This is a genomic window from Achromobacter sp. SIMBA_011 (genome assembly GCF_046535435.1).
GTDB lineage: Bacteria > Pseudomonadota > Gammaproteobacteria > Burkholderiales > Burkholderiaceae_B > Achromobacter > Achromobacter dolens.
The window spans coordinates 1-19,360 of record NZ_JAWRWN010000011.1; the positions used below are offsets into that span (position 1 = coordinate 1).

Consider the following 19,360-nt stretch of genomic DNA (forward strand, 5'->3'; position numbering starts at 1 on the left):
CGGCACCCAGGTAACCCTGTCCAGCGGCCGCGACGCGGCCGAGCTGCGCGATGCGCTGGAATCCAACCTGGAGACGCAGGAAGACCTGAAGACGCTGGTCAATGACATGCTGTTCCTGGCGCGCGCCGACCGCGGCGAACGCGCCGCCGACCTGGCGCCGGTGTCGCTGGCCGCCGAGGCCCGGCGCGTCGCCGACTTCTACGAGGCGGCGCTGGAAGACAGGGGCGTCACGTTGCGTTGCGACGGCGACGCCGTCGTCGCCGCCAATCCCGGGCTGGTGCGCCGCGCGCTGGCCAACCTGATCTCCAACGCCATCAAGGCCACGCCGCGCGGCGGCGAGATCGTGCTGGCCTGCCAGCCGCAGCCGGCCGGCGCGCGGGTCGAGGTGCGCAACCCCGGCGCGCCGATCCCCGAGGCCGACCTGCCGCGCATCTTCGACCGCTTCTTCCGCTCGGGCCAGGCGCGCGCGCCGCGCAGCGAGGGCCACGGCCTGGGGCTGGCGATCGTGCGCGCCATCGCCCGCATGCACGGCGGCGAGGTCGATGCGGCCTCCGGCCCCGAGGGCACGGTGGTCGGCATCACCCTGCGCGGGCCCGCGCCCACGACCGCCGGCGCCAACATTACAAAGAAGTAATCTTCGCGACAGAACCGGGTCCCCCCGGTTTTCCTAAAGTGCCTCTCATGGTCAACCCCCATCAAGGGAACAGCATGAACGGCACTTTGCTCCGCATCACCCAGATCACCGTCCTGGCCGCCCTGCTGGGCACCGGCACCGCCTTCGCGGCCGGCGCCCATGGCGAACACGCCGGCCACGCCATGCCGGCGGCCTCCGCCCCCATCGGCACGCCCGGCGACGCCGCCCGCGTCACCCGCAGCATCGACATCGACATGACCGACGCCATGCGCTTCACGCCGGCGCAGGTGCAGGTCAAGGCCGGCGAGACCGTGCGCTTCAACGTGCGCAACTCGGGCCGCATCCGCCATGAAATGGTGCTGGGCAGCGACGCCGACCTGCAGGCCCACTACGCCATGATGATGAAGGACCCCGGCATGCGCCACGAAGAGGCCAACGCCGTGTCGCTGGACGGCGGCAAGAGCGGCCAGATCGTCTGGAAGTTCGACCGCGCCGGCACCGTGTCCTTCGGCTGCCTGGAGCCCGGCCACTACGCCGCCGGCATGAAGGGCGCGGTGTCGGTCCAGTAATTCCGCCGCGGATCCGTCATGAAAGTCCTCCCCATTCCCGCCCGCCGCCGCTTCGTGCAGGGGCTGGCCGCCGGTGGCGCGCTCGCGGCGCTGGGCGGCTGGCGCGCCGCCGGCGCGGGCCAGCGCGCGGCGCGGGCCGCGGCCGCCGGGCCCGCCGAACTGCGCGGCACCGAATTCCACCTGGAGATCGGCGAGACGCCGGTCAACTACACCGGCGCGGCCCGCATCGCCACCACCGTCAATGGCCAGGTGCCGGCCCCGCTGCTGCGCTGGCGCGAGGGCGACACGGTCACGCTGCACGTCACCAACCGCCTGCGCGAACAGACCTCGATCCACTGGCACGGCATCCTGCTGCCCACGGAAATGGACGGCGTGCCGGGCCTGAGCTTCCCGGGCATCGATCCGGGCCAGACCTTCACCTACCGCTTCGACGTGCGCCAGAGCGGCACCTACTGGTATCACAGCCATTCGGGTTTCCAGGAGCAGACCGGCCTGTATGGCGCCATCGTTATCGACCCGAAGCGGCGCGACCCCATCGCCGCGGACCGCGACTACACCGTGCTGCTGTCGGACTGGACGGACGAAGACCCGATGCGGGTGTTCGACAAGCTCAAGGCCATGCCCGACTACTACAACCGCAACCAGCCCAGCGTCGAGAGCCTGATCCGCGAGGCCGGCGAGAAGGGGTGGCGGGCGGCGCTGTCCGAGCGCCTGATGTGGGAACAGATGCGCATGAACCCGTCCGACCTGGCGGACGTCTCCGGCGCCACGTACACCTTCCTGACCAACGGCGCGACGCCCGCCGGCAACTGGACCGGCCTGTTCAAGCCGGGTGAACGCGTGCGGCTGCGCTTCATCAACGGCTCGGCCATGACGTACTTCGACGTGCGCATCCCCGGCCTGAAGATGACGGTGGTGGCGGCCGACGGCCAGGACGTGCGGCCGGTCGACGTGGAGGAATTCCGCATCGCCGTGGCCGAGACCTACGACGTGATCGTCGAACCCGCCGAAGACCGCGCCTACACCATCTTCTCGCAGGCCATGGACCGTTCCGGCTACGCCCGCGCCACCCTGGCGCCGCGCCCCGGCATGCAGGCCGAGGTGCCGGCCGTCGATCGCGCGCAGTTGCTCGGCATGATGGACATGGGCATGAAGCACGACATGGGCGGCATGGATCATGGCGCCGCGCCGAAGGCGACCACCGGCGCGATGGCCGGCATGAACCATGGCGCCATGCCCGGCATGGACCACGGCAGGTCCCACGGCGGCGGCGCGGACCAGGGCGGCATCGTCGAGGTCAGGCACCCCTATCCCGAGGAACGCGGCCCCGGCAATTCGATGCTGCCCGAAGTGGTCTCCACCCGCCTGGACGACCCCGGCATCGGCCTGCGCGACAACGGCCGCCGCGTGCTGACCTACGCCGACCTGCGCTCGATCCGCGAACCCGACGACAACCGCGCGCCGACCCGCGAGATCGAGCTGCACCTGACCGGCAACATGGAACGCTACATGTGGTCGTTCAACGGCGTGAAGTTCTCCGACGCCAGGCCCATCGTGCTGCGCCATGGCGAGCGCGTGCGCTTCGTGCTGGTCAACGACACCATGATGACCCACCCCATCCACCTGCACGGCCTGTGGAGCGACCTGGAATCGCCCGACGGCGCCTTCCAGGTGCGCAAGCACACCCTGTCGCTCAATCCGGCGCAGCGCCTGAGCTACCGCGTCAGCGCCGATGCGCGCGGCAACTGGGCCTACCACTGCCACCTGCTGTACCACATGGAGGCCGGCATGTTCAGGGCGGTCGTGGTGGAGTAGGCGATGAGAAACCGGACTATGCGCACTTCCCTTCCCCCGTTCCGCCATGCCGTGCTGGCCATCGCCCTGCTGGCGGCCCTGGCCAGCCAGCCGGCCCTCGGCCAGGCCACGGGCGACCACGCCGGCATGGATCATGGCTCGATGCCGGACATGAACCACGGCGGCGCCACGCCCCAGCCCGCGATGCCACCCGGCATGGACCATTCCTCCATGCCAGGCATGAATCACGACGGCGCCAAGCCACAGCCCGCGATGCCGCCCGCCATGGATCATTCCGCCATGCCCGGCATGGACCACGGCGCGCCCGCCGCCGCCCCGCCGGTCGGCAGCCTGCCGTCCAGCGACGGCGCCGGTCCGCGCGGCTACGACAGCTACGGCATCCATCCGCACATGATGGACAAGGACGCTTCATCGCGGCTGCTGTTCGACAAGTTCGGCTGGTCGCGCAACCGCGACGGCCAGAACGCGCTGGAATGGGATGGCCGCTTCTGGTGGGGCACCGCCACCGACCGGCTGGTGATCAAGAGCGAAGGCGCGCGCGAAAGCGGCGGCGGCTCCGAAGCCAAGGTCGAAGCCTTCTGGAGCCACGCCATCTCGCCGTTCTGGGACCTGCAACTGGGCGCGCGGCGCGACTTCGGCACCGGCCCCAAGCGCAACTGGGCCGCGCTCGGGATCGAGGGCGTGATGCCCTACAACATCGAGTTCGAGACCACCGCCTACGCCGGGCCGTCCGGCCGCACCGCGCTGGGCATGAAGGCCGAGTATGACCTGCTGCTTACCCAACGTCTGATTTTCACGCCCGAAATCGAGGCCAGCGCCTACGGCCGCAACGATCCCGCGCGCGGCATCGGCGCGGGCCTGTCCAGCGGTTCGCTGTCGCTGCGGCTGCGCTACGAGGTCACGCGCCAGTTCGCGCCCTACGTCGGGGTATCCTTCGAACGTAAGTTCGGCCGCACCGCGGACTATGCCTCCGCCGCCGGCCAAGGTCGCTCGCAGGCCGCCGTGCTGGCGGGCGTGCGCTTCTGGTTCTGATCCTTCTCGCGGAGACCCATGAAAAAAATCCTCAACCCTGCCCGCCTGCTGCTGGCGGCCACGCTATCCCTGCCCCTGTACGCGCCGCTCCTCGCGCAGGCCCAGTCCGCGCCCAAGGTGCAGGTCTGGAAGACCCCCACCTGCGGCTGTTGCGAAGACTGGGTCAAGCACATGCGCGACAACGGCTTCGAGGTCACCACCCACAACGTGCAGGACACCGGCGCGGTGCGCCGCAACGCCGGCATGGCCGACTATGGCTCGTGCCACACGGCCGTGGTGGACGGCTATGCCATCGAGGGCCACGTGCCGGCCAGCGACGTGCGCCGCCTGCTGCTCGAAAAGCCCGATGCCGCCGGCCTGGCCGCCCCCGGCATGCCGCTGGGTTCGCCCGGCATGGACGGCCCCGAATACGGTGGCCGCAAGACGCCACATGATGTCCTGCTGGTGGACAAGCGCGGCGGCGCCAAGGTGTTCCAGGCGTATCGTTGAAGCACCGGGCCGGGGCAAGCCCCGGCCACCCGCCTGAAACAATTCATCCCCACCCGGGCAATGGGTACCTCTTGCACCGCAGCAAAAATGCGCCACAATAAATAAAACGCATTCTTCACCCGACCCCTGGCAGTCATGGCACACATCGTCCTGTTCGAGAACATCCACCCGAGCGCCCGCGCCGTCTTCGAAGCCGCCGGCTACACCGACATCGTCACGCATGCCGCGGCCCTGCCGCCGGCGCAGTTGCAGGACGCCCTGCGCGGCGCCCACGTCGCGGGCATCCGTTCTCGTACCCACCTGGATGCCGCCCTGCTGTCCGGCAGCCCCGACCTGCGCGTGGTCGGCTGCTTCTGCATCGGCACCAACCAGGTCGACCTCGACACCGCCATGCAGCGAGGCATCCCGGTGTTCAACGCGCCGTTCTCCAACACCCGCTCGGTCGCCGAGCTGGTGCTGGGCGAAGCCATCCTGCTGTTGCGCCGCATTCCCGAGAAGAACGCCCGCGTCCATCTCGGCCACTGGGACAAGAGCGCCGCCGGCGCCTTCGAGACCCGCGGCAAGACGCTCGGCATCGTCGGCTACGGCAACATCGGCTCGCAGATCAGCACCCTGGCCGAAAGCCTCGGCATGCGCGTCATCTACCACGACGTCGAAGCCAAGCTGCCGCTGGGCAACGCCCGCCCGGCCGGCTCCCTCAACGACCTGCTGGAACAGGCCGACGTGGTCACCCTCCACGTGCCCGGCGGCAAGTCGACCGAAAACATCATGAATGCGGAGACCATCGCGCGCATGCGCCGCGGCGCCATCCTCATCAACGCCTCGCGCGGCACCGTGGTCGACATCGACGCCTTGCACGCGGCGCTCAAGTCCGGCCACCTGGCGGGCGCCGCCCTCGATGTGTTCCCCACCGAACCCAAGGGCGCCGACGAACCCCTGGCCAGCCCGCTGATCGGCCTGCCCAACGTCATCCTGACTCCGCACATCGGCGGCAGCACGCAGGAATCGCAAGAGAACATCGGCCGCGAAGTGGCCGAGAAGCTGGTGCGCTTCCTGCAGGCCGGCACCACCAAGGGCGCGGTCAACTTCCCCGAGCTGCCCTACCTGGAGCCGGCCGGCGCCACCCGCATCCTGCACGTGCACCGCAACGCCCCCGGCGCGCTCGGCACGCTGGACAACCTGATGGCGCAGCACGGCCTGAACATCGTCAGCCAGACGCTGCAGACCAAGGGCCAGATCGGCTACGTGATCACCGACGTCGAAGGCCAGGTCGACGACCTGGTCATGACGACGCTGCGCGATCACCCGATCACGGTACGTTGCGACCGGCTGTAAAGGCGCTCTGGACAAAAACAGGCCCGCTCTCGCGGGCCTTTTTCATGCAGGCGAGGCGCCGACGGCACCGGCGCGCAATCACGCCGAAGTTTGCCCCCGGGACGACGACGCGTCCCCGCCGCCTTACGGCCGGTCCGCGAAATGCGCCGCCACCCATCGTTCACAGACGTCCCACAATTGCGGGGCGCCGCGCTGGATCACCGGACCGTAGCGGGCCAGCACCTGCTCGCGCGACACGCCGTTCTCGGTCCAGGTGCCGCCGCCCGTGAACACGTTGATCAGCAGCGGCTGGAAGCGGTCCAGCGCCTTGGCGAAGCGCGCGTCCTCGCTCTCGGCCTGCTCGAATTCGCGCCACAGCGCCAGGAACTCTTCGCCCTGCGGCGGAGGCAGCAAGCCGAACAGCCGTTCGGCCGCCTTGTCCTCCTGCTCGGCCTGCCACGCCGCCGACGAACCGCCATGGATCGGATGGTCGCCGACGTCGATCTCGACCACGTCGTGCAGCAGCAGCATCCGCATGACCCGCTGGGTATCCACCGGACCGCTGGCGTATTCGCTCAGCACCAGCGCGTACAGCGCCAGGTGCCAGGAGTGCTCGGCGGAATTCTCCTTGCGGCTGCGGTCCAGCAGCGGCGATTGCCGGACGACGGTCTTGAGCCGGTCGATTTCGCGGAGGAATTGCAGCTGTTTTTCCAGTGAGGTCGATGCCATGGTGTCCTGCGTGGGTGGCGGTCCTGGCGCGAATGCCGATCGCGTTCCCGACACTGTACCGCCCTGACTGGCTCAGGGCGCCAACGTGGCCCCCGCCGCCCGCGCCAGGCATTCCGCCATCTTGCCGCGGACGCTGCCGGCGTCGAACGGCAACCGCCCGATGAGGCCGATCTCGCGATGAAACGCCGCATCGCCCAGCGACACCAGCCGCAGGCCATCCGTATCCAGGCCGCGCAAGCGCGGCAGCAGCGCCACGCCCAGTCCGTGGCGCACCATGTTGGCGATGGCCTCGATCTCGTCCAGCTCCACGGCCTCGTGCACCGTGATGCGCTGCTTCTTCAGGAACAGGTCCACCACGCGCCCGCCGAACGACGCGCGGTCGTAGCGGATGAAGGGCTGCGACGCCAACACCTCGCGCCACGGCGCCAACGCCATCGCGGCCGGCATGGCCAGCACCACTTCCTCGCGCAGCAACGGCTGCCAGCCCAATTCCGGCGGCAGCGCGAACGGCGGCCGGATCAGCAGCGCCATGTCGACCTCGCCGGCGTCGACCTGCCCCAGCAGCGACAGCGACACCCCTGGCACGATGCGCACCCGCACGTCGGGATAGCCGGCGCGGAACTCGCCCAGCGCCCGCACCAGCAGGTCCTGCTGCACCGACGCGATGGCGCCGATGCGCAGCGAGCCGCTGACATGGCCGGCCCCGGCCGAAGATGCCATGCGCTCGGCCATGGCCACCAGTTCCTCGGCCTGCGGCAGCATCTCGCGGCCATGGTCGTTCAGCACGGCGGCGCGCGCGCTGCGGTCGAACAGCGCCACGCCCAGGTAGTCCTCCAGGCGCTTGATCTGGGCGCTGACCGCGGACTGGGTCAGGCCCAACTGAGCGCCCGCCCCGGTGAAGGTGCCGTCGCGCGCCACGGCGATGAAGGTCTTGAATTCTTTGATCACGATCAATATTTTCGATGCTAAGACACAAAAAATATCGTTTTTCAATCAAAAAAACAATTCATAAACTATCGACTCCGGACACGCCCCGATGGTGACGGTCCGCATTCTGAATTACTTTTCCGCCTTATCCGGAGCTTTTCATGACCGCTCAAACCAACCTGCCGCCGTTCCACCTGGCCTTCCCGGTCCGCGACCTGGCCGAAGCCCGCGCCTTCTACGGCGAAAAGCTGGGCTGTCCGGAGGGCCGCAGCTCGCCCGACTGGATCGACTTCAACTTCTACGGCCACCAGATCGTCGCCCACCTGGCCCCCAGCGAGTGCGGCCACAAGGCCACCAGCGCGGTCGATTCGCACAATGTGCCCGTGCGCCATTTCGGCGCGGTGCTTTCCATGGAACAATGGGAAGCCATGGCCAAGCGCCTGACCGATGCCGGCACCGAGTTCGTCATCGAGCCCTACATCCGCTTCAAGGGCGAAGTCGGCGAACAGGCCACCATGTTCTTCCTGGACCCGTCGGGCAACGCGCTGGAATTCAAGGCGTTCAAGAACCTGGATTCGTTGTTCGCCAAGTAATCCGTCTCTACAGGTTTCGTGCCGTTGAACGCTACATCAGACACTTCTTCTCCGGCCGAAACCGCCTGGCGCATCCAGCCCCAGGGCGACCGCTGCCTGATCGTCTCTTTCGGTGACCAGATCGACGCCGCCATCGGCCGCACCTGCCTGGCGGCGGCGCGCAAGCTGCGCGACGCCGGCCTGCCGGGCGTGACCGACGTGGTGCCATCGTTCGTGGCGGTGGCGGTGCATTACCGGCCCGACGGCCTGGGCAACGGTCCCACCTACGCCGACCTGGCCGCGCGCATTGAGGCGCTGCTGGGCGACGGCATCCAGGCCGACGCCGCCGCCGGCCGCGAGGTCGACGTGCCGGTCTGCTACGGCGGCGAGCACGGGCCCGACCTCGACGACGTCGCCCGCGCCGCCGGCCTGACCCCCGACGACGTCATCGCGCTGCACAGCGGGCCGCGCAGCATGGTGTTCATGCTGGGCTTCGCCCCCGGCCACGCCTACCTGGGCGTGCACGACGAAAAACTGAACCTGCCGCGGCGCGCCTCGCCGCGCACCGCCGTGCCGCCCGGCGCGGTGGCCATCGCCAACCGCCAGACCGTGATCTACCCCAACCGCCTGCCCGGCGGCTGGCACATCATTGGCGCCACCCCGCTGACCATGTTCGACCCCGCGCGCGACCCCGCCGCCTATTTGCAACCGGGCGACTCGGTGCGCTTCGTGCCCATCACCCCCGATGAATTCGAACGCCTGCGGGAGGGCCGGCCGTGAGCCTCACCGTCATCAAGCCGGGCATGCTGTCCAGCTTCCAGAACCGCGGCCGCGAGGGCTACCAGCACCAGGGCATCCCGGCCGCCGGCGCCATGGACGAACGCGCCCATCGCCTGGCCAACGCGCTCGCCGGCAACACCGGCGATCCCGCCACGCTGGAAATGACCCTGACCGGCCCGACGCTGCGCTTCGACGCGCCGGCCTGCTTCGCGCTGGCGGGCGCCGACCTGGGCGCCACGCTCAACGGTCAGGACATCCCCCAGCACCGGCCGCTGGTCGCCCGCGCCGGCGACACGCTGGCCTTTGGCGCGCGGCCAGCCAACGGCGTGCGCGCCTATCTGGCGGTGCACGGCGGCTTTGCGTTGGCGCCGGTGATGGGCAGCGAAACCACCTATCTGCGCAGCGGCTTCGGCGGCTTCGAAGGCCGCGCGCTGGCCAAGGGCGACCAGGTCGGCCTGCGCCACACGCTTGCCGGCCGCGACCTCGATGCGTTGCAAAAGGCCCTGTGGGACCTGCGCATCTACCTGCCCGGCGCGCTCGGCAACAAGCAACGCGACACCATCCGCTTCCTGCCCGGCATGCAGTGGCAGGAATTCTCCGAAGCCTCCCGCCACGCCTTCGGCGGCGCGGAATTCCGCATCAGCCCGCAGTCCGACCGCATGGGCTACCGCCTGCAGGGCCCGGCGCTGTCCATGAGCCAGCCGCGCCAGATGCTGTCGGAGGCCGCCAGTTTCGGCACCGTGCAGGTGCCCTCTGGCGGCGAGGCCATCATTCTCATGGCCGACCGTCAGACCACCGGGGGCTACCCCAAGATCGCGCAGATCGCCACCGTCGACCTGCCCTTGCTAGCGCAGTATGCGCCGGGAGGCGCGCTGCGGTTCGCCATGATCGAACTCGACGAGGCGCAACGCCTGGACGGCGAGCGCGAACGCGCCTTCGCCCAGTTGCTGGACGCGCTGGCGCCGCTGCGCGCGCTGCTGGGACCTGGCCACCCGTGAGGCCAGCTCGCACGCGCCCCCCGAATAACAGCCCGAAACTCCACAGGAACCTCATCATGAGCACAAGCATCGACCTGAACTGCGACATGGGCGAAAGCTATGGCGCCTGGAGCATGGGTAACGACGCCGCGGTGCTGGCCTTCGTCAGCTCGGCCAACATTGCCTGCGGCTTTCATGGCGGCGATCCCGCCACCATGCGCAAGACCGTGGCCGCCGCCCTCAAGCAAGGCGTGGCGCTGGGCGCGCACCCCAGCCTGCACGACCTGGTCGGCTTCGGCCGCCGCGCGATTCCGATCACGCCGGACGAGGCCTACGACATCACGGTCTACCAGATCGGTGCGCTGGCCGGCGTGGCCGCCTCGCAAGGCGCGCGGCTGCACCACGTCAAGGCGCATGGCGCGCTCTACAACATGGCCGCCAAGGACGAGGGCCTGGCGCGCGCCATCTGCCAGGCGGTCAAGGACGTCGACGCCTCGCTGCTCCTGTACGGGCTGGCCGGTAGCAAGCTGGTCGACGCCGCGCGCGCCATCGGGTTGGCGGCGGCCAACGAGGTCTTCGCCGACCGTTCCTACCAGGACGACGGCTCGCTCACGCCGCGCACCCGCGCCGGCGCCATGATCGAGGATGTCGACCAGGCGGTCGCGCAAGTGGTGCGCATGGTCCGGGAAGGCAAGGTGCGTTCGGTCGACGGCAAGGACGTGCCCGTGCAGGCCGACACGCTCTGTATCCACGGCGACCAGCCCAATGCGCTGGTGTTCGCCCGCGCCATCCGCGAAGCGCTAGAACGGGCCGGCATCGCCGTGCGCACGCCGGCGCGCGGCTAAGCCGCCCTAGCCGCGCCCGAAGCGCGGCGCCGACTCTTCCGCATCCTGCTGCGAGGCCTCGTGGTAGGCCCGCAGGATGCCTGGCAGCACATCGATCACGTAGTTGCGCGTCAGCTCGGCGGCGCGGTCGAAATCGCGCTTGTCCAGCGCCTGCGTGATGCCCTGGGTGTAGGTCTGCAGGTTGTTCGACGCCATCGTCTGCCGGGCCAGCAGGTAGCGCAGCGGCTCGACCTGCTCGTACAGCTTGGTCAGCACGTCCGCCAGCGGCGCATTGCCGGTGAAACGGGCGCCGGCCAGGTAGAACTCGCGCAGCGCGGCGATATAGGCGCGCACGTCGCGCTTGGCCATGGCGGCGGCGATCGCCTCGTCATAGCTGCGCAGCTCGGCCACCAGGGGCGAGATGTCGTCGATCTCGGCAACCTGGCGGATGCAATAGGCTTCCAGTTCCGCGCGCAACTTGTAGAGGTGGCGGATCTGGGTTTCGGAATACAGGGTGACCCGGAAGCCCTTGCGCTGGACATGCGTCACCAGGCCGCTCAGTTCCAGCAGACGCAGCGCTTCCCGGATGGGACTGCGGCTGGTGCCGAAACGCTGCTCCAGTTCCTGTTCCCGCAACGGCTGCCCGGGCCTGATAGTGCCATCCACTATCAACTCACGAATCTGTTCCTGTAGGAAGTACGGAATCGTGGCGGGCGCTTTGACGTCCAATCGGCTCCCCTTGTACTGCGTGATGCAAGTATTGCGACAGCGACAAGATACTAGAAATTTATTGAAACACAAATAGGAAAATTGTTGCAGGAAATCGCGCGCGGTCCGCTCAGTGCCAGTCGTCCCGATAGACAAACTTCGGCATCTGCCAATTGAAGCGCAGGGCCAGCAGGCGCAGCGCCAGACCGACCGCCAGCGCCACCGGCACTGCCGCGTTGGCCGGCATTCCCAGAGCCTGCGCGCCCAGGTAGAGCCCGCCGGTCACCACCGACACGCTGGCGTACAGTTCCTTGCGGAACAGCAGCGGCACCTCGTTGCAGAGCACGTCGCGCAATACCCCGCCGGCGCAGCCGGTGATCATGCCGCTGATCAGCACGACCGTGATCGGCAGTTGCATCAGTTGCGCCACCTGGCAGCCGATGACCGTGAACGCCACCAGGCCCAGCGCGTCCGCCAGCAGGAACACACTGCGCAGGCGCCGCATCACCGGCGCGATCAGGGCGGTCAGCAAGGCCGCGCCCGCCGTCATCCACAGGTATTCGGGGTGCACCACCCAGGTCAGCGGATAGTGGCCCAGCAGCACGTCGCGCAGCGAGCCTCCGCCCAGCGCGGTGACGCAGGCGATGATGCAGACGCCCATCCAGTCCATGTCGCGCCGGCCGGCCGATAGCGCCGCCGTCATCGCTTCGGCCACGATGGCGACCAGGTACAGGGTGTGCAGCAGGGCAGGAGAAAGGTCGTAGAACATGAAACAGGTGGGCGATGGACGAAGCCGCGGCGCGGCAGGCCCCATTGTATTGACAGCCCACGGCCCGGGCGATTGCTCCCCGCCGGATCCTCCCTTACCCTGAAAGCGCGTTGATATCGGTCAAGCCCCTGTCCATGCCCCGGCGGGACAATGGGGATGTGCCCGCAAGGGCGATTTCGGCCACCGGCGGGCTAGCGGGAGCCACCGGCGGGCCCCATATCGGGAGAAACGTATGTCGCAACAACCTGGCCCCATCCTACTGGCCACGGACCTCAGCGCGCGGGGCGATCGCGCCCTCGATCGCGCGCTGCAACTGGCCAAGGAACTCGATACCAAGCTGGTCGTGCTGCACGTGATGGAAAGTCACGGCGTGTCGCCGCGCCTGACCACGCCGGTCTGGCGCCGCCTGGCCGCCGACCACAAGGCGGTGGCCGAACGCGAGCTGGCCGAGGACCTCGCCAACGCCGGCGTCGCCACCGAAGTCGTGGTGGTCTCGGGTGATCCGCTGGTGCGCATCATGGAAACCGCCGACAGCTTCGGCTGCTCGCTGATCATCGCCGGCATCGCCCGCGACGAGACCCTCGGCCGTCTGCTGCTGGGCACCACGGTAGAGAAGCTGGCGCGCCAGGCGCGCCAGCCGGTGCTGGTGGTCAAGAACCGGCCGCGCAAGCCGTACCGCGACGTGCTGGTGGCTACCGACTTCTCGGCCGGCTCGCGCCGGGCGCTGCGCGCCGCGCTGCAACTGGTGCCCAACGCCGACCTGACGCTGTTCCATGCCTACGATGTGCCGTTCCAGGGCAAGAACGTGCCGGACGATGCGGTGACCCGCAGCTTTTATCACGCGGCCGAGCAGAGCTCGCGCGAATTCATCGCCGAAACGCCGGAACTGGCCAACGTGGCGCCGCCCAAGGTGGTGCTGGAATGCGGCCAGCCGGAGACGGTGCTGTCGGAATACTCGTTCAACCACCGTTCCGACCTGGTCGTCACGGGCACCCATGGCCGCACCGGCCTGCTGCGCACGGCCATCGGCAGCGTTGCCGAGCGCCTGCTGGAAGCCCTGCCGAGCGACGTGCTGATCGTGCGCCTGACCGAAGAGGCGTAACCCCCGCCCTGGCGCCGGGCCCCGGCGGGCCTGGCGTCAGGCGTCGCCGTCCTGCATCATGGCCTCGATGCGGCCGCGCAGCAGATACAGCAGCAACAGCCCCGGCAGCGCGATGACCACCGTCACCAGGAAGAACCCGGGCCAGCCCAGGTGCTCCACCAGTGGCGGCGTCAATGGCCCGGCCAGATAGGTCCGGCCCACGGCCGACAAGGCCGACAGCAGCGCGAACTGCGTGGCCGAGAAACGCTGACGGCACAGGGCCATCAGGAGCCCGACGAACGCCGCCGTGCCCAGGCCGCCGCACAGGTTTTCCAGCCCGACCGCCGCGCCCATCAGCCAGATGCTCTTGGGGCTGACCGCGATCAGCCAGTAGCCCAGGTTGGACACCGCCTGCAGCAGGCCGAACACCACCAGCGAGCGGTACAGCGTCCAGCGCGACATGATGAGTCCGCCGGCCAGCGCGCCGACCACGGTCGCGGCCATGCCCATGACCTTGTTGACCGCGCCGACCTCGGTGGGCGTGTAGCCGGCGCCGCGGATCAGGAAAGTGGTCGAGAGCGCGCCGGCAAAGGCGTCGCCCAGCTTGTACAGCACGATCAGCAGCAGCACCGCCAGGGCGCCGCGCCGGGTGAAGAATTCCTGCAAGGGCGCCGACACGGCCTCGCCCAGGCTGCGCGGCGGCTTGGCCACGTGCTCCGGCTCGGGCGCCCACAGCGTCGCCAGCGCGCACAGCAGCATCAGGCCGCCCATCACCACATAGGTATTGCCCCAGCCGATCCACTGGTCGGCCAGGATCAGCGCCAGACCACCCGAGACGATCATCGCCACCCGGTAGCCCATGACCTTGATGGCGGCGCCGGCGCCGCGCTCTTCCTTGCGCAGCACGTCGGTGCAATAGGCGTCGAAGGCGATGTCCTGGGTGGCCGACAGGAACGCCACCAGCACCGCCAGCAGGGCCAGCGTCTGCAGCGCCGAAGACGGCGACAGCGTGCCCATGACCATGATCGCCAGCGCCAGCAGCACCTGTGTCACCAGCATCCAGCCGCGGCGCCGGCCCAGCAGCGGCGGCGCATAGCGGTCCACCAGCGGCGCCCACAGGAACTTGAGCGTGTAGGCGGTGCCCACCAGGGTCAGGAAACCGATCTGCTGCAAGGGCACGCCGGCCACCGTGGCCCAGGCCTGCAGGGTGCCGCTGGTCAGGGCCAGCGGCAATCCGCTGGCGAACCCCAGGACCAGCAGGGGCGCGACGCGGGGACTGGTGTAGACGTTGGATACAGCGGTAATGACGGTCTCCTGAAACGGCCCGGCCGGGCGCACGGGCGGGCACGGCGGGCTTGCGGCATTTTAGGCGCTGGCGCCCGGGCCGTCAGCCTGCGTTTCAGAATGTCAGGGCGAAGCGAAGCGGTACACCGCCAGCGTGCTGCGCCAGCTCGGAAAGGCCTTGATCTCGCGCCCCTCGTTGAAGGTGGCGCGCTCCAGGATGCGCAGGCCGAGTTCGCCGGCCAACTGCTCGAAATCGCGCAGCGTGCACAGGTGGATGTTGGGCGTGTTGTACCACTGGTACGGCATCTGGCCCGTCACCGGCATGCGCCCGCGCAGGATGGCCCAGCCGTGCGGCCAGTAGCCGAAGTTGGGAAACGACACCACGCCGTAGCGCGCCACCCGCGCCATTTCGCGCAGGATGTGCTCGGTGCGATGCATCGACTGCAGCGTCTGCGACAGCACCACGGTATCGAATTGCTTGTCGTCGAACAGCGCCAGGCCGTCTTCCAGGTTCTGCTGGATCACCTCGACGCCGCGCCGCACGCAGGCGATGACGCAGGTGTCGTCCAGTTCGACGCCGGCGCCGCGCACCTGGCGATGGTCGCGCAGGTGCGCCAGCAGCGCGCCGTCGCCGCAGCCCAGGTCCAGCACCCGGCTGCCGGGTTCGATCCAACTGGCGATGCGCGCCAGGTCGGGACGCAGCGCAACGAGGGCCGGACGGGGAGTCACAGGAGTCATGCGGAGCGTCCTTCGGTCTGGGTGGCGCCGGTCAACGCCAGCTCGCGGGCGATGCGCTCGTAATAGCCGCGCACCACGGCATGGTAGCGCGCGTCGTCCAGCAGGAAGGCGTCATGCCCATGCGGCGCGTCGATCTCGGCATAGGTGACCGGGCTGCCGTTCTTGAGCAGGGCGCGCACGATCTCGCGCGAGCGCTCCGGCGGGAAACGCCAGTCGGTGCTGAACGACACCAGCAGGAAGTCGGCCTTGGCCGGCGCCAGCGCGCGCGCCAGGTCGCCGCCGGTCTTGCGCGCCGGATCGAAATAATCCAGCGCGCGGGTGATCAGCAGGTAGGTGTTGGCGTCGAAATAGCGGGTGAACTTCTCGCCCTGGTAACGCAGATACGACTCGACCTCGAACTCGACGTCGTAGCCGTAGCGGTAGGCGCCGTTGGCGGCGGGTTCGCGCTGGGCGCGGCCGAATTTCTCGGCCATGTCGTCGTCGGACAGGTAGGTGATGTGGCCGATCATGCGCGCCACCGACAGGCCGCGGCGCGGCACGGTTTCCTGCGCGTAATAGTCGCCGCCATGGAAATCCGGATCCGTGATGATGGCGCGCCGCGCCACTTCGTTAAAGCCGATGTTCTGCGCCGACAGGCGCGGCGTGCTGGCGATGACCACGCAATGGGCCACGCGCTCGGGCAGCGTGATGGCCCAGCTCAGCGCCTGCATGCCACCCAGCGACCCGCCCATCACGGCGGCGAAGCGTTCGATGCCGAAGTGGTCCGCGACCCGCGCCTGCGCCTGCACCCAGTCCTCCACCGTCAGCACCGGAAAGGCGGCGCCCCAGGGCTTGCCGGTCTCCGGATTGATGCTGGCCGGGCCGGTCGAGCCGAAGCACGAGCCCAGGTTGTTGACGCCGATGACGAAGAACACGTTGGTGTCGACCGGCTTGCCGGGACCCACCATGTTGTCCCACCAGCCGACGTCGCTGGGGCTGTCGGCGGCCTGGCCGGCCACGTGGTGCGAGGCGTTCAGGGCGTGGCAGATCAGCACCGCATTGCTGCGCGCGGCGTTGAGCGTGCCATAGGTCTCGACCGCCAGCTCGTAGCTGGCCAGCGACTGGCCGCTGAGCAACGGCAGCGGCTCGTCGAAACGCAGGAAGACGGGAGCGACCAGTCCGACGGAACCGGGATCAGCGGCATCGGACTGCGTGAGAGTGGCGGCGGGCAGGGTCGCGAGCGCGGCGCTGGCCGAATCACCGGCCAAATGTTGGGCAGGAGTGGTCATACGGACCTCTTTAGCTGGATTTATTGGAAGGCGCCCGCAAGCGGATCAGGCAAATCGGCGCCGAAAATTGGATAGTGCGGCAGGAATTCTAGCACTGCTGGCGGCGGGGACGGCAAGCGCGCGGCGCGGCGGCCGTCGGCGCCCCGATCGCATGGAGGCCGGCGCCGGCAAGCCAGCCCCTTGCCTGCCGCCCGGGCCGGCTCCGGAACGCGCTGGCCCTCAGGCCCCCGCCTCCCAGGGCTCATGGCCCAGGTATTCGTAGCGTTCGGTATTGACGCGCGAGATGCGCCATTCGACCGGCTGGCGGTTGTACGAATAAGCCACGCGCCGGATCTCCAGCAGCGCCGCGCCCTCGGCCACGCCCAGCCAGCGCGCATGGGCGCGGTCCGCCAGGCAGGTGCGCAGGCGTTCGTCGGTGGCGATGACGTTGACGCCGAACACATCCTGGTACAGCGCATACAGCGTGCTGGCGCGCTCGCGCAGGTGCGCCTCGGTCATGCCGGGAAAGCGCGATTCCGGCAGGCAGATGTCATCGACCATGACCACGTCGCCGTTCAGCGACAGCATGTTGAGGAACTCGAACACGTAGGCGCCGGCCGGCAGCCCCAGCTTGTCGCGCGCCTCGGCCGAGGCCTTGACGCGACGAAAGCGCAGCAGCTCGGTGGTCGGGTACGACTTGTGGCCGTCCTGGCGCAGGATGCGGAAGAACTTGAAGAAGTGGTGGTTGCGGGTGTGCACCGCCACATAGGTGCCGCGGCCCTGGTGGCGCACCAGGATGTTCTCGGCGGCCAGTTCGTCGATCGCCTTGCGCAGCGTGCCGATCGACACGCCGAAACGCTCGGCCAGGTTCTTTTCCGGCGGAATCGCCTCGCCCTGCTTCCATTCGCCTTGGGCCAGCGCGGCAAGCACGGCCTGCTTGACCTGCTCGTACAAGGGACTGCCCAAAGGCACAGTCGATGACAGGCTGGTGTTCATGGGTGCATCGCAATAAATCCGGGCCTCCAGTGTAGCGGCGCGAGCGGGCCTCGCTCAAGTCATACAATTCATATATATGATTTAGTTGACATGCAAAAAAGCCCGCCCTAAGATTTGCCGGACGTTGTGATCCGAAGCGCCCGCGGCACTCCGCCGCGGCGCTCACCCAGGAGAGGAAGACGATGATTCACGCCGTATTGCACGATGCCAAGGACACGGTGGCGGTCGCCGTGGTGGAAGGCCTGACCGCCGGAACGGAGCTCAATGCCTGGATCATGGACGAGGACAAGATCATCCATGTGCGGGCCTCGCAGGACATCCCCATCGGCCACAAGGTCGCGATGAAGGACATGGCCGTGGGCGACACGGTCTACAAGTACGGCGTGGACATCGGCCGCGTGGTCGCGCCGATCCAGGCCGGCCAGCACGCCCACGTGCACAACATCAAGACCAAGCGCTGGTAAGCCGATCCTTCGCCCACACAGGAAACCATCATGTCCGTCATCAATGCTCAGACCACCTTCCAGGGCTACCGCCGCGACAACGGCCGGGTCGGCGTGCGCAACCACGTCATCGTGCTGCCCGTGGACGACATCTCCAACGCCGCGGCCGAGGCCGTCGCCAACAACATCAAGGGCACGCTGGCCCTGCCCCACCCCTACGGCCGCCTGCAATTCGGCGAAGACCTGGAACTGCACTTCCGCACCCTCATCGGCACCGGCTGCAACCCCAACGTCGCGGCGGTGGTGGTGATCGGCATCGAGGAAGGCTGGACCAAGCGCGTGGTCGATGGCATTGCCGCCACCGGCAAGCCGGTCATGGGCTTCAGCATCGAACTGCACGGCGACCACGACACCATCATGCGCGCCTCGCGCTGCGCCAAGGAATTCGTGCACTACGCCACCGCCCTGACCCGCAGCACGTGTCCGATTTCGGACCTTTGGGTCTCGACCAAGTGCGGCGAGTCCGACACCACCTCGGGCTGTGGCGCCAACCCCACCGTGGGCAACGCCTTCGACAAACTCTACGCGCTGGGCTCGACGCTGGTGTTCGGCGAAACCTCGGAGCTGACCGGCGGCGAGCATATCGTGGCCGAGCGCTGCGCCAACGACGCCGTGCGCGAACGCTTCATGTTCATGTTCGACCGCTACCAGGCCATGATCGACCGCTGGAAGACCAGCGACCTGTCCGAATCGCAGCCGACCAAGGGCAACATCGCCGGCGGCCTGACCACCATCGAGGAAAAGGCGCTGGGCAACATCCAGAAGATCGGCAAGCAGTGCCGGGTCGACGGCGTGATCGACAAGGCCGAGATTCCCGACGGCCCGGGCCTGTGGTTCATGGACTCGTCCTCGGCCGCGGCAGAGATGGTGACGCTGTGCGCGGCCTCGGGCTACGCCGTGCACTTCTTCCCCACCGGCCAGGGCAACGTCATCGGCAACCCGATCCTGCCGGTCATCAAGATCTGCGCCAATCCGCGCACGGTGCGGACCATGTCGGAACACATCGACGTCGACACCAGCGGCCTGCTGCAGCGCGAGATCGACCTGAACCAGGCCGGCGACAAGCTGCTCGAATGCATGCTGGCCACCGCCAACGGCCGCTGGACCGCGGCCGAGGCCCTGGGACACCGCGAGTTCGTCCTGACCCGTATCTTCGAAAGCGCCTGACGGCGCCGGCGCGGCGCGCTCCGCAATGCGCGCCTGCCGCAGCGGTTTCATCGCGGCGCGCGCCGACCGTGCGCGCCGCGGCAGCACACGGCGCCCGCGCCGTGCCGCAGTTCCCTCGCAGCACACGCACAAAAGCATGCAGACCCGGGCGCAAGCCGCCACGGCAGCACAGGCGTAAGCATTCCTACCCGGGCGCCACCCCCAA

General features: G+C 68.6%; 21 protein-coding genes and 1 riboswitch. Of the genes, 13 read left to right on the forward strand and 8 right to left on the reverse strand.

Annotation, left to right across the window (positions count from 1 at the left end):
- The 6 genes from SB816_RS26590 to serA all read left to right on the forward strand — a co-directional run.
- Window positions 1-634: ATP-binding protein (locus tag SB816_RS26590; RefSeq protein WP_410547760.1), on the forward strand; the 634-nt coding region annotated here is incomplete at its 5' end.
- A gap of 74 nt (window positions 635-708) precedes the next feature.
- Window positions 709-1,203 carry a plastocyanin/azurin family copper-binding protein gene (locus tag SB816_RS26595; RefSeq protein WP_054503326.1) on the forward strand — a complete coding sequence of 165 codons (495 nt, stop codon included), beginning with the start codon at window positions 709-711 and terminating at the stop codon, window positions 1,201-1,203.
- Window positions 1,204-1,221: 18 nt separating this feature from the next.
- Window positions 1,222-3,018 carry a copper resistance system multicopper oxidase gene (locus tag SB816_RS26600; RefSeq protein ID WP_410547761.1) on the forward strand — a complete coding sequence of 599 codons (1,797 nt, stop codon included), beginning with the start codon at window positions 1,222-1,224 and terminating at the stop codon, window positions 3,016-3,018.
- 18 nt (window positions 3,019-3,036) lie between these two features.
- Window positions 3,037-4,050, forward strand: coding sequence for a copper resistance protein B (locus SB816_RS26605; protein ID WP_410547762.1), 1,014 nt, complete (start codon window positions 3,037-3,039; stop codon window positions 4,048-4,050).
- A gap of 18 nt (window positions 4,051-4,068) precedes the next feature.
- The gene (locus tag SB816_RS26610) at window positions 4,069-4,539 is read left to right on the forward strand and encodes a DUF411 domain-containing protein (RefSeq protein WP_410547763.1); all 471 of its coding nucleotides are present in this window, start codon (window positions 4,069-4,071) and stop codon (window positions 4,537-4,539) included.
- Between the two features lie 135 nt (window positions 4,540-4,674).
- A complete protein-coding gene (gene serA / locus SB816_RS26615; protein WP_054503557.1) occupies window positions 4,675-5,874 on the forward strand; it encodes a phosphoglycerate dehydrogenase in 1,200 nt (399 codons plus the stop codon).
- A gap of 123 nt (window positions 5,875-5,997) precedes the next feature.
- On the opposite strand, the gene SB816_RS26620 is transcribed toward serA, so the two are convergent.
- Both SB816_RS26620 and SB816_RS26625 read right to left on the reverse strand, forming a co-directional pair.
- Window positions 5,998-6,582, reverse strand: a complete 585-nt coding sequence (locus SB816_RS26620) for an HD domain-containing protein (RefSeq protein ID WP_175143730.1) — start codon at window positions 6,580-6,582, stop codon at window positions 5,998-6,000.
- A gap of 72 nt (window positions 6,583-6,654) precedes the next feature.
- Window positions 6,655-7,530: a LysR substrate-binding domain-containing protein gene (locus tag SB816_RS26625; RefSeq protein WP_054503768.1), complete on the reverse strand. Its 876-nt coding sequence runs from the start codon at window positions 7,528-7,530 to the stop codon at window positions 6,655-6,657.
- A 140-nt stretch (window positions 7,531-7,670) separates the two neighbouring features.
- Here SB816_RS26625 and SB816_RS26630 point away from each other — a divergent pair, with 140 nt between their 5' ends.
- Genes SB816_RS26630 through SB816_RS26645 form a run of 4 tightly spaced genes read left to right on the forward strand, consistent with a single transcriptional unit; the run spans window position 7,671 to window position 10,683 of the window.
- A complete protein-coding gene (locus SB816_RS26630) occupies window positions 7,671-8,102 on the forward strand; it encodes a VOC family protein (protein WP_054503561.1) in 432 nt (143 codons plus the stop codon).
- A 24-nt stretch (window positions 8,103-8,126) separates the two neighbouring features.
- A complete protein-coding gene (gene pxpB / locus SB816_RS26635) occupies window positions 8,127-8,861 on the forward strand; it encodes a 5-oxoprolinase subunit PxpB (protein WP_064524906.1) in 735 nt (244 codons plus the stop codon).
- The gene (locus tag SB816_RS26640; RefSeq protein ID WP_410547764.1) at window positions 8,858-9,859 is read left to right on the forward strand and encodes a biotin-dependent carboxyltransferase family protein; all 1,002 of its coding nucleotides are present in this window, start codon (window positions 8,858-8,860) and stop codon (window positions 9,857-9,859) included. Before pxpB ends, SB816_RS26640 begins: the two co-directional genes overlap by 4 nt.
- A gap of 56 nt (window positions 9,860-9,915) precedes the next feature.
- Complete coding sequence (locus SB816_RS26645; RefSeq protein ID WP_064524919.1) at window positions 9,916-10,683, forward strand: LamB/YcsF family protein; 768 nt, start codon at window positions 9,916-9,918, stop codon at window positions 10,681-10,683.
- A gap of 6 nt (window positions 10,684-10,689) precedes the next feature.
- Here SB816_RS26645 and SB816_RS26650 read toward each other — a convergent pair whose 3' ends face one another.
- Both SB816_RS26650 and SB816_RS26655 read right to left on the reverse strand, forming a co-directional pair.
- Entirely contained in the window at window positions 10,690-11,391 is a 702-nt protein-coding gene (locus SB816_RS26650; RefSeq protein ID WP_081273474.1) for a GntR family transcriptional regulator, read from the reverse strand.
- Window positions 11,392-11,500: 109 nt separating this feature from the next.
- Entirely contained in the window at window positions 11,501-12,139 is a 639-nt protein-coding gene (locus SB816_RS26655) for a trimeric intracellular cation channel family protein (RefSeq protein WP_054503565.1), read from the reverse strand.
- Between the two features lie 232 nt (window positions 12,140-12,371).
- Here SB816_RS26655 and SB816_RS26660 point away from each other — a divergent pair, with 232 nt between their 5' ends.
- Window positions 12,372-13,241 carry a universal stress protein gene (locus SB816_RS26660; protein WP_054503566.1) on the forward strand — a complete coding sequence of 290 codons (870 nt, stop codon included), beginning with the start codon at window positions 12,372-12,374 and terminating at the stop codon, window positions 13,239-13,241.
- A 36-nt stretch (window positions 13,242-13,277) separates the two neighbouring features.
- On the opposite strand, the gene SB816_RS26665 is transcribed toward SB816_RS26660, so the two are convergent.
- The 4 genes from SB816_RS26665 to SB816_RS26680 all read right to left on the reverse strand — a co-directional run bounded on the left by SB816_RS26665 (window position 13,278) and on the right by SB816_RS26680 (window position 17,485).
- Window positions 13,278-14,558 (reverse strand): muropeptide transporter, encoded by a 1,281-nt coding sequence (locus tag SB816_RS26665; RefSeq protein WP_410547765.1) that lies wholly within the window; start codon window positions 14,556-14,558, stop codon window positions 13,278-13,280.
- Window positions 14,559-14,627: 69 nt separating this feature from the next.
- Window positions 14,628-15,242: a methionine biosynthesis protein MetW gene (metW, locus tag SB816_RS26670; RefSeq protein WP_054503567.1), complete on the reverse strand. Its 615-nt coding sequence runs from the start codon at window positions 15,240-15,242 to the stop codon at window positions 14,628-14,630.
- A complete protein-coding gene (locus SB816_RS26675; RefSeq protein ID WP_054503568.1) occupies window positions 15,239-16,510 on the reverse strand; it encodes a homoserine O-succinyltransferase MetX in 1,272 nt (423 codons plus the stop codon). The genes metW and SB816_RS26675 overlap by 4 nt, the downstream gene beginning before the upstream one ends.
- Window positions 16,500-16,581, reverse strand: a riboswitch (SAM riboswitch). (Overlaps the previous gene by 11 nt.)
- Window positions 16,582-16,729: 148 nt before the next feature.
- Window positions 16,730-17,485, reverse strand: a complete 756-nt coding sequence (locus tag SB816_RS26680) for a GntR family transcriptional regulator (RefSeq protein WP_054503569.1) — start codon at window positions 17,483-17,485, stop codon at window positions 16,730-16,732.
- A 182-nt stretch (window positions 17,486-17,667) separates the two neighbouring features.
- Between SB816_RS26680 and SB816_RS26685 the strand changes: the two genes are divergently transcribed.
- Window positions 17,668-17,949 carry a UxaA family hydrolase gene (locus SB816_RS26685; protein ID WP_026385179.1) on the forward strand — a complete coding sequence of 94 codons (282 nt, stop codon included), beginning with the start codon at window positions 17,668-17,670 and terminating at the stop codon, window positions 17,947-17,949.
- Between the two features lie 30 nt (window positions 17,950-17,979).
- On the forward strand, window positions 17,980-19,155 hold the full coding sequence (locus tag SB816_RS26690) for a UxaA family hydrolase (protein WP_006386837.1): 1,176 nt from the start codon (window positions 17,980-17,982) through the stop codon (window positions 19,153-19,155).
- Window positions 19,156-19,360 lie beyond the last annotated feature (205 nt).

Bases quoted from the DNA above. Each gene is read 5' to 3' on its own strand.
- SB816_RS26595 (WP_054503326.1), top strand. From the start codon at position 709: ATGAACGGCACTTTGCTCCGCATCACCCAGATCACCGTCCTGGCCGCC.
- SB816_RS26600 (WP_410547761.1), top strand. From the start codon at position 1,222: ATGAAAGTCCTCCCCATTCCCGCCCGCCGCCGCTTCGTGCAGGGGCTG.
- SB816_RS26605 (WP_410547762.1), top strand. From the start codon at position 3,037: ATGCGCACTTCCCTTCCCCCGTTCCGCCATGCCGTGCTGGCCATCGCC.
- SB816_RS26610 (WP_410547763.1), top strand. From the start codon at position 4,069: ATGAAAAAAATCCTCAACCCTGCCCGCCTGCTGCTGGCGGCCACGCTA.
- serA (WP_054503557.1), top strand. From the start codon at position 4,675: ATGGCACACATCGTCCTGTTCGAGAACATCCACCCGAGCGCCCGCGCC.
- SB816_RS26620 (WP_175143730.1), bottom strand. From the start codon at position 6,582: ATGGCATCGACCTCACTGGAAAAACAGCTGCAATTCCTCCGCGAAATC.
- SB816_RS26630 (WP_054503561.1), top strand. From the start codon at position 7,671: ATGACCGCTCAAACCAACCTGCCGCCGTTCCACCTGGCCTTCCCGGTC.
- SB816_RS26645 (WP_064524919.1), top strand. From the start codon at position 9,916: ATGAGCACAAGCATCGACCTGAACTGCGACATGGGCGAAAGCTATGGC.
- SB816_RS26655 (WP_054503565.1), bottom strand. From the start codon at position 12,139: ATGTTCTACGACCTTTCTCCTGCCCTGCTGCACACCCTGTACCTGGTC.
- SB816_RS26660 (WP_054503566.1), top strand. From the start codon at position 12,372: ATGTCGCAACAACCTGGCCCCATCCTACTGGCCACGGACCTCAGCGCG.
- metW (WP_054503567.1), bottom strand. From the start codon at position 15,242: ATGACTCCTGTGACTCCCCGTCCGGCCCTCGTTGCGCTGCGTCCCGAC.
- SB816_RS26675 (WP_054503568.1), bottom strand. From the start codon at position 16,510: ATGACCACTCCTGCCCAACATTTGGCCGGTGATTCGGCCAGCGCCGCG.
- SB816_RS26680 (WP_054503569.1), bottom strand. From the start codon at position 17,485: ATGAACACCAGCCTGTCATCGACTGTGCCTTTGGGCAGTCCCTTGTAC.
- SB816_RS26685 (WP_026385179.1), top strand. From the start codon at position 17,668: ATGATTCACGCCGTATTGCACGATGCCAAGGACACGGTGGCGGTCGCC.
- SB816_RS26690 (WP_006386837.1), top strand. From the start codon at position 17,980: ATGTCCGTCATCAATGCTCAGACCACCTTCCAGGGCTACCGCCGCGAC.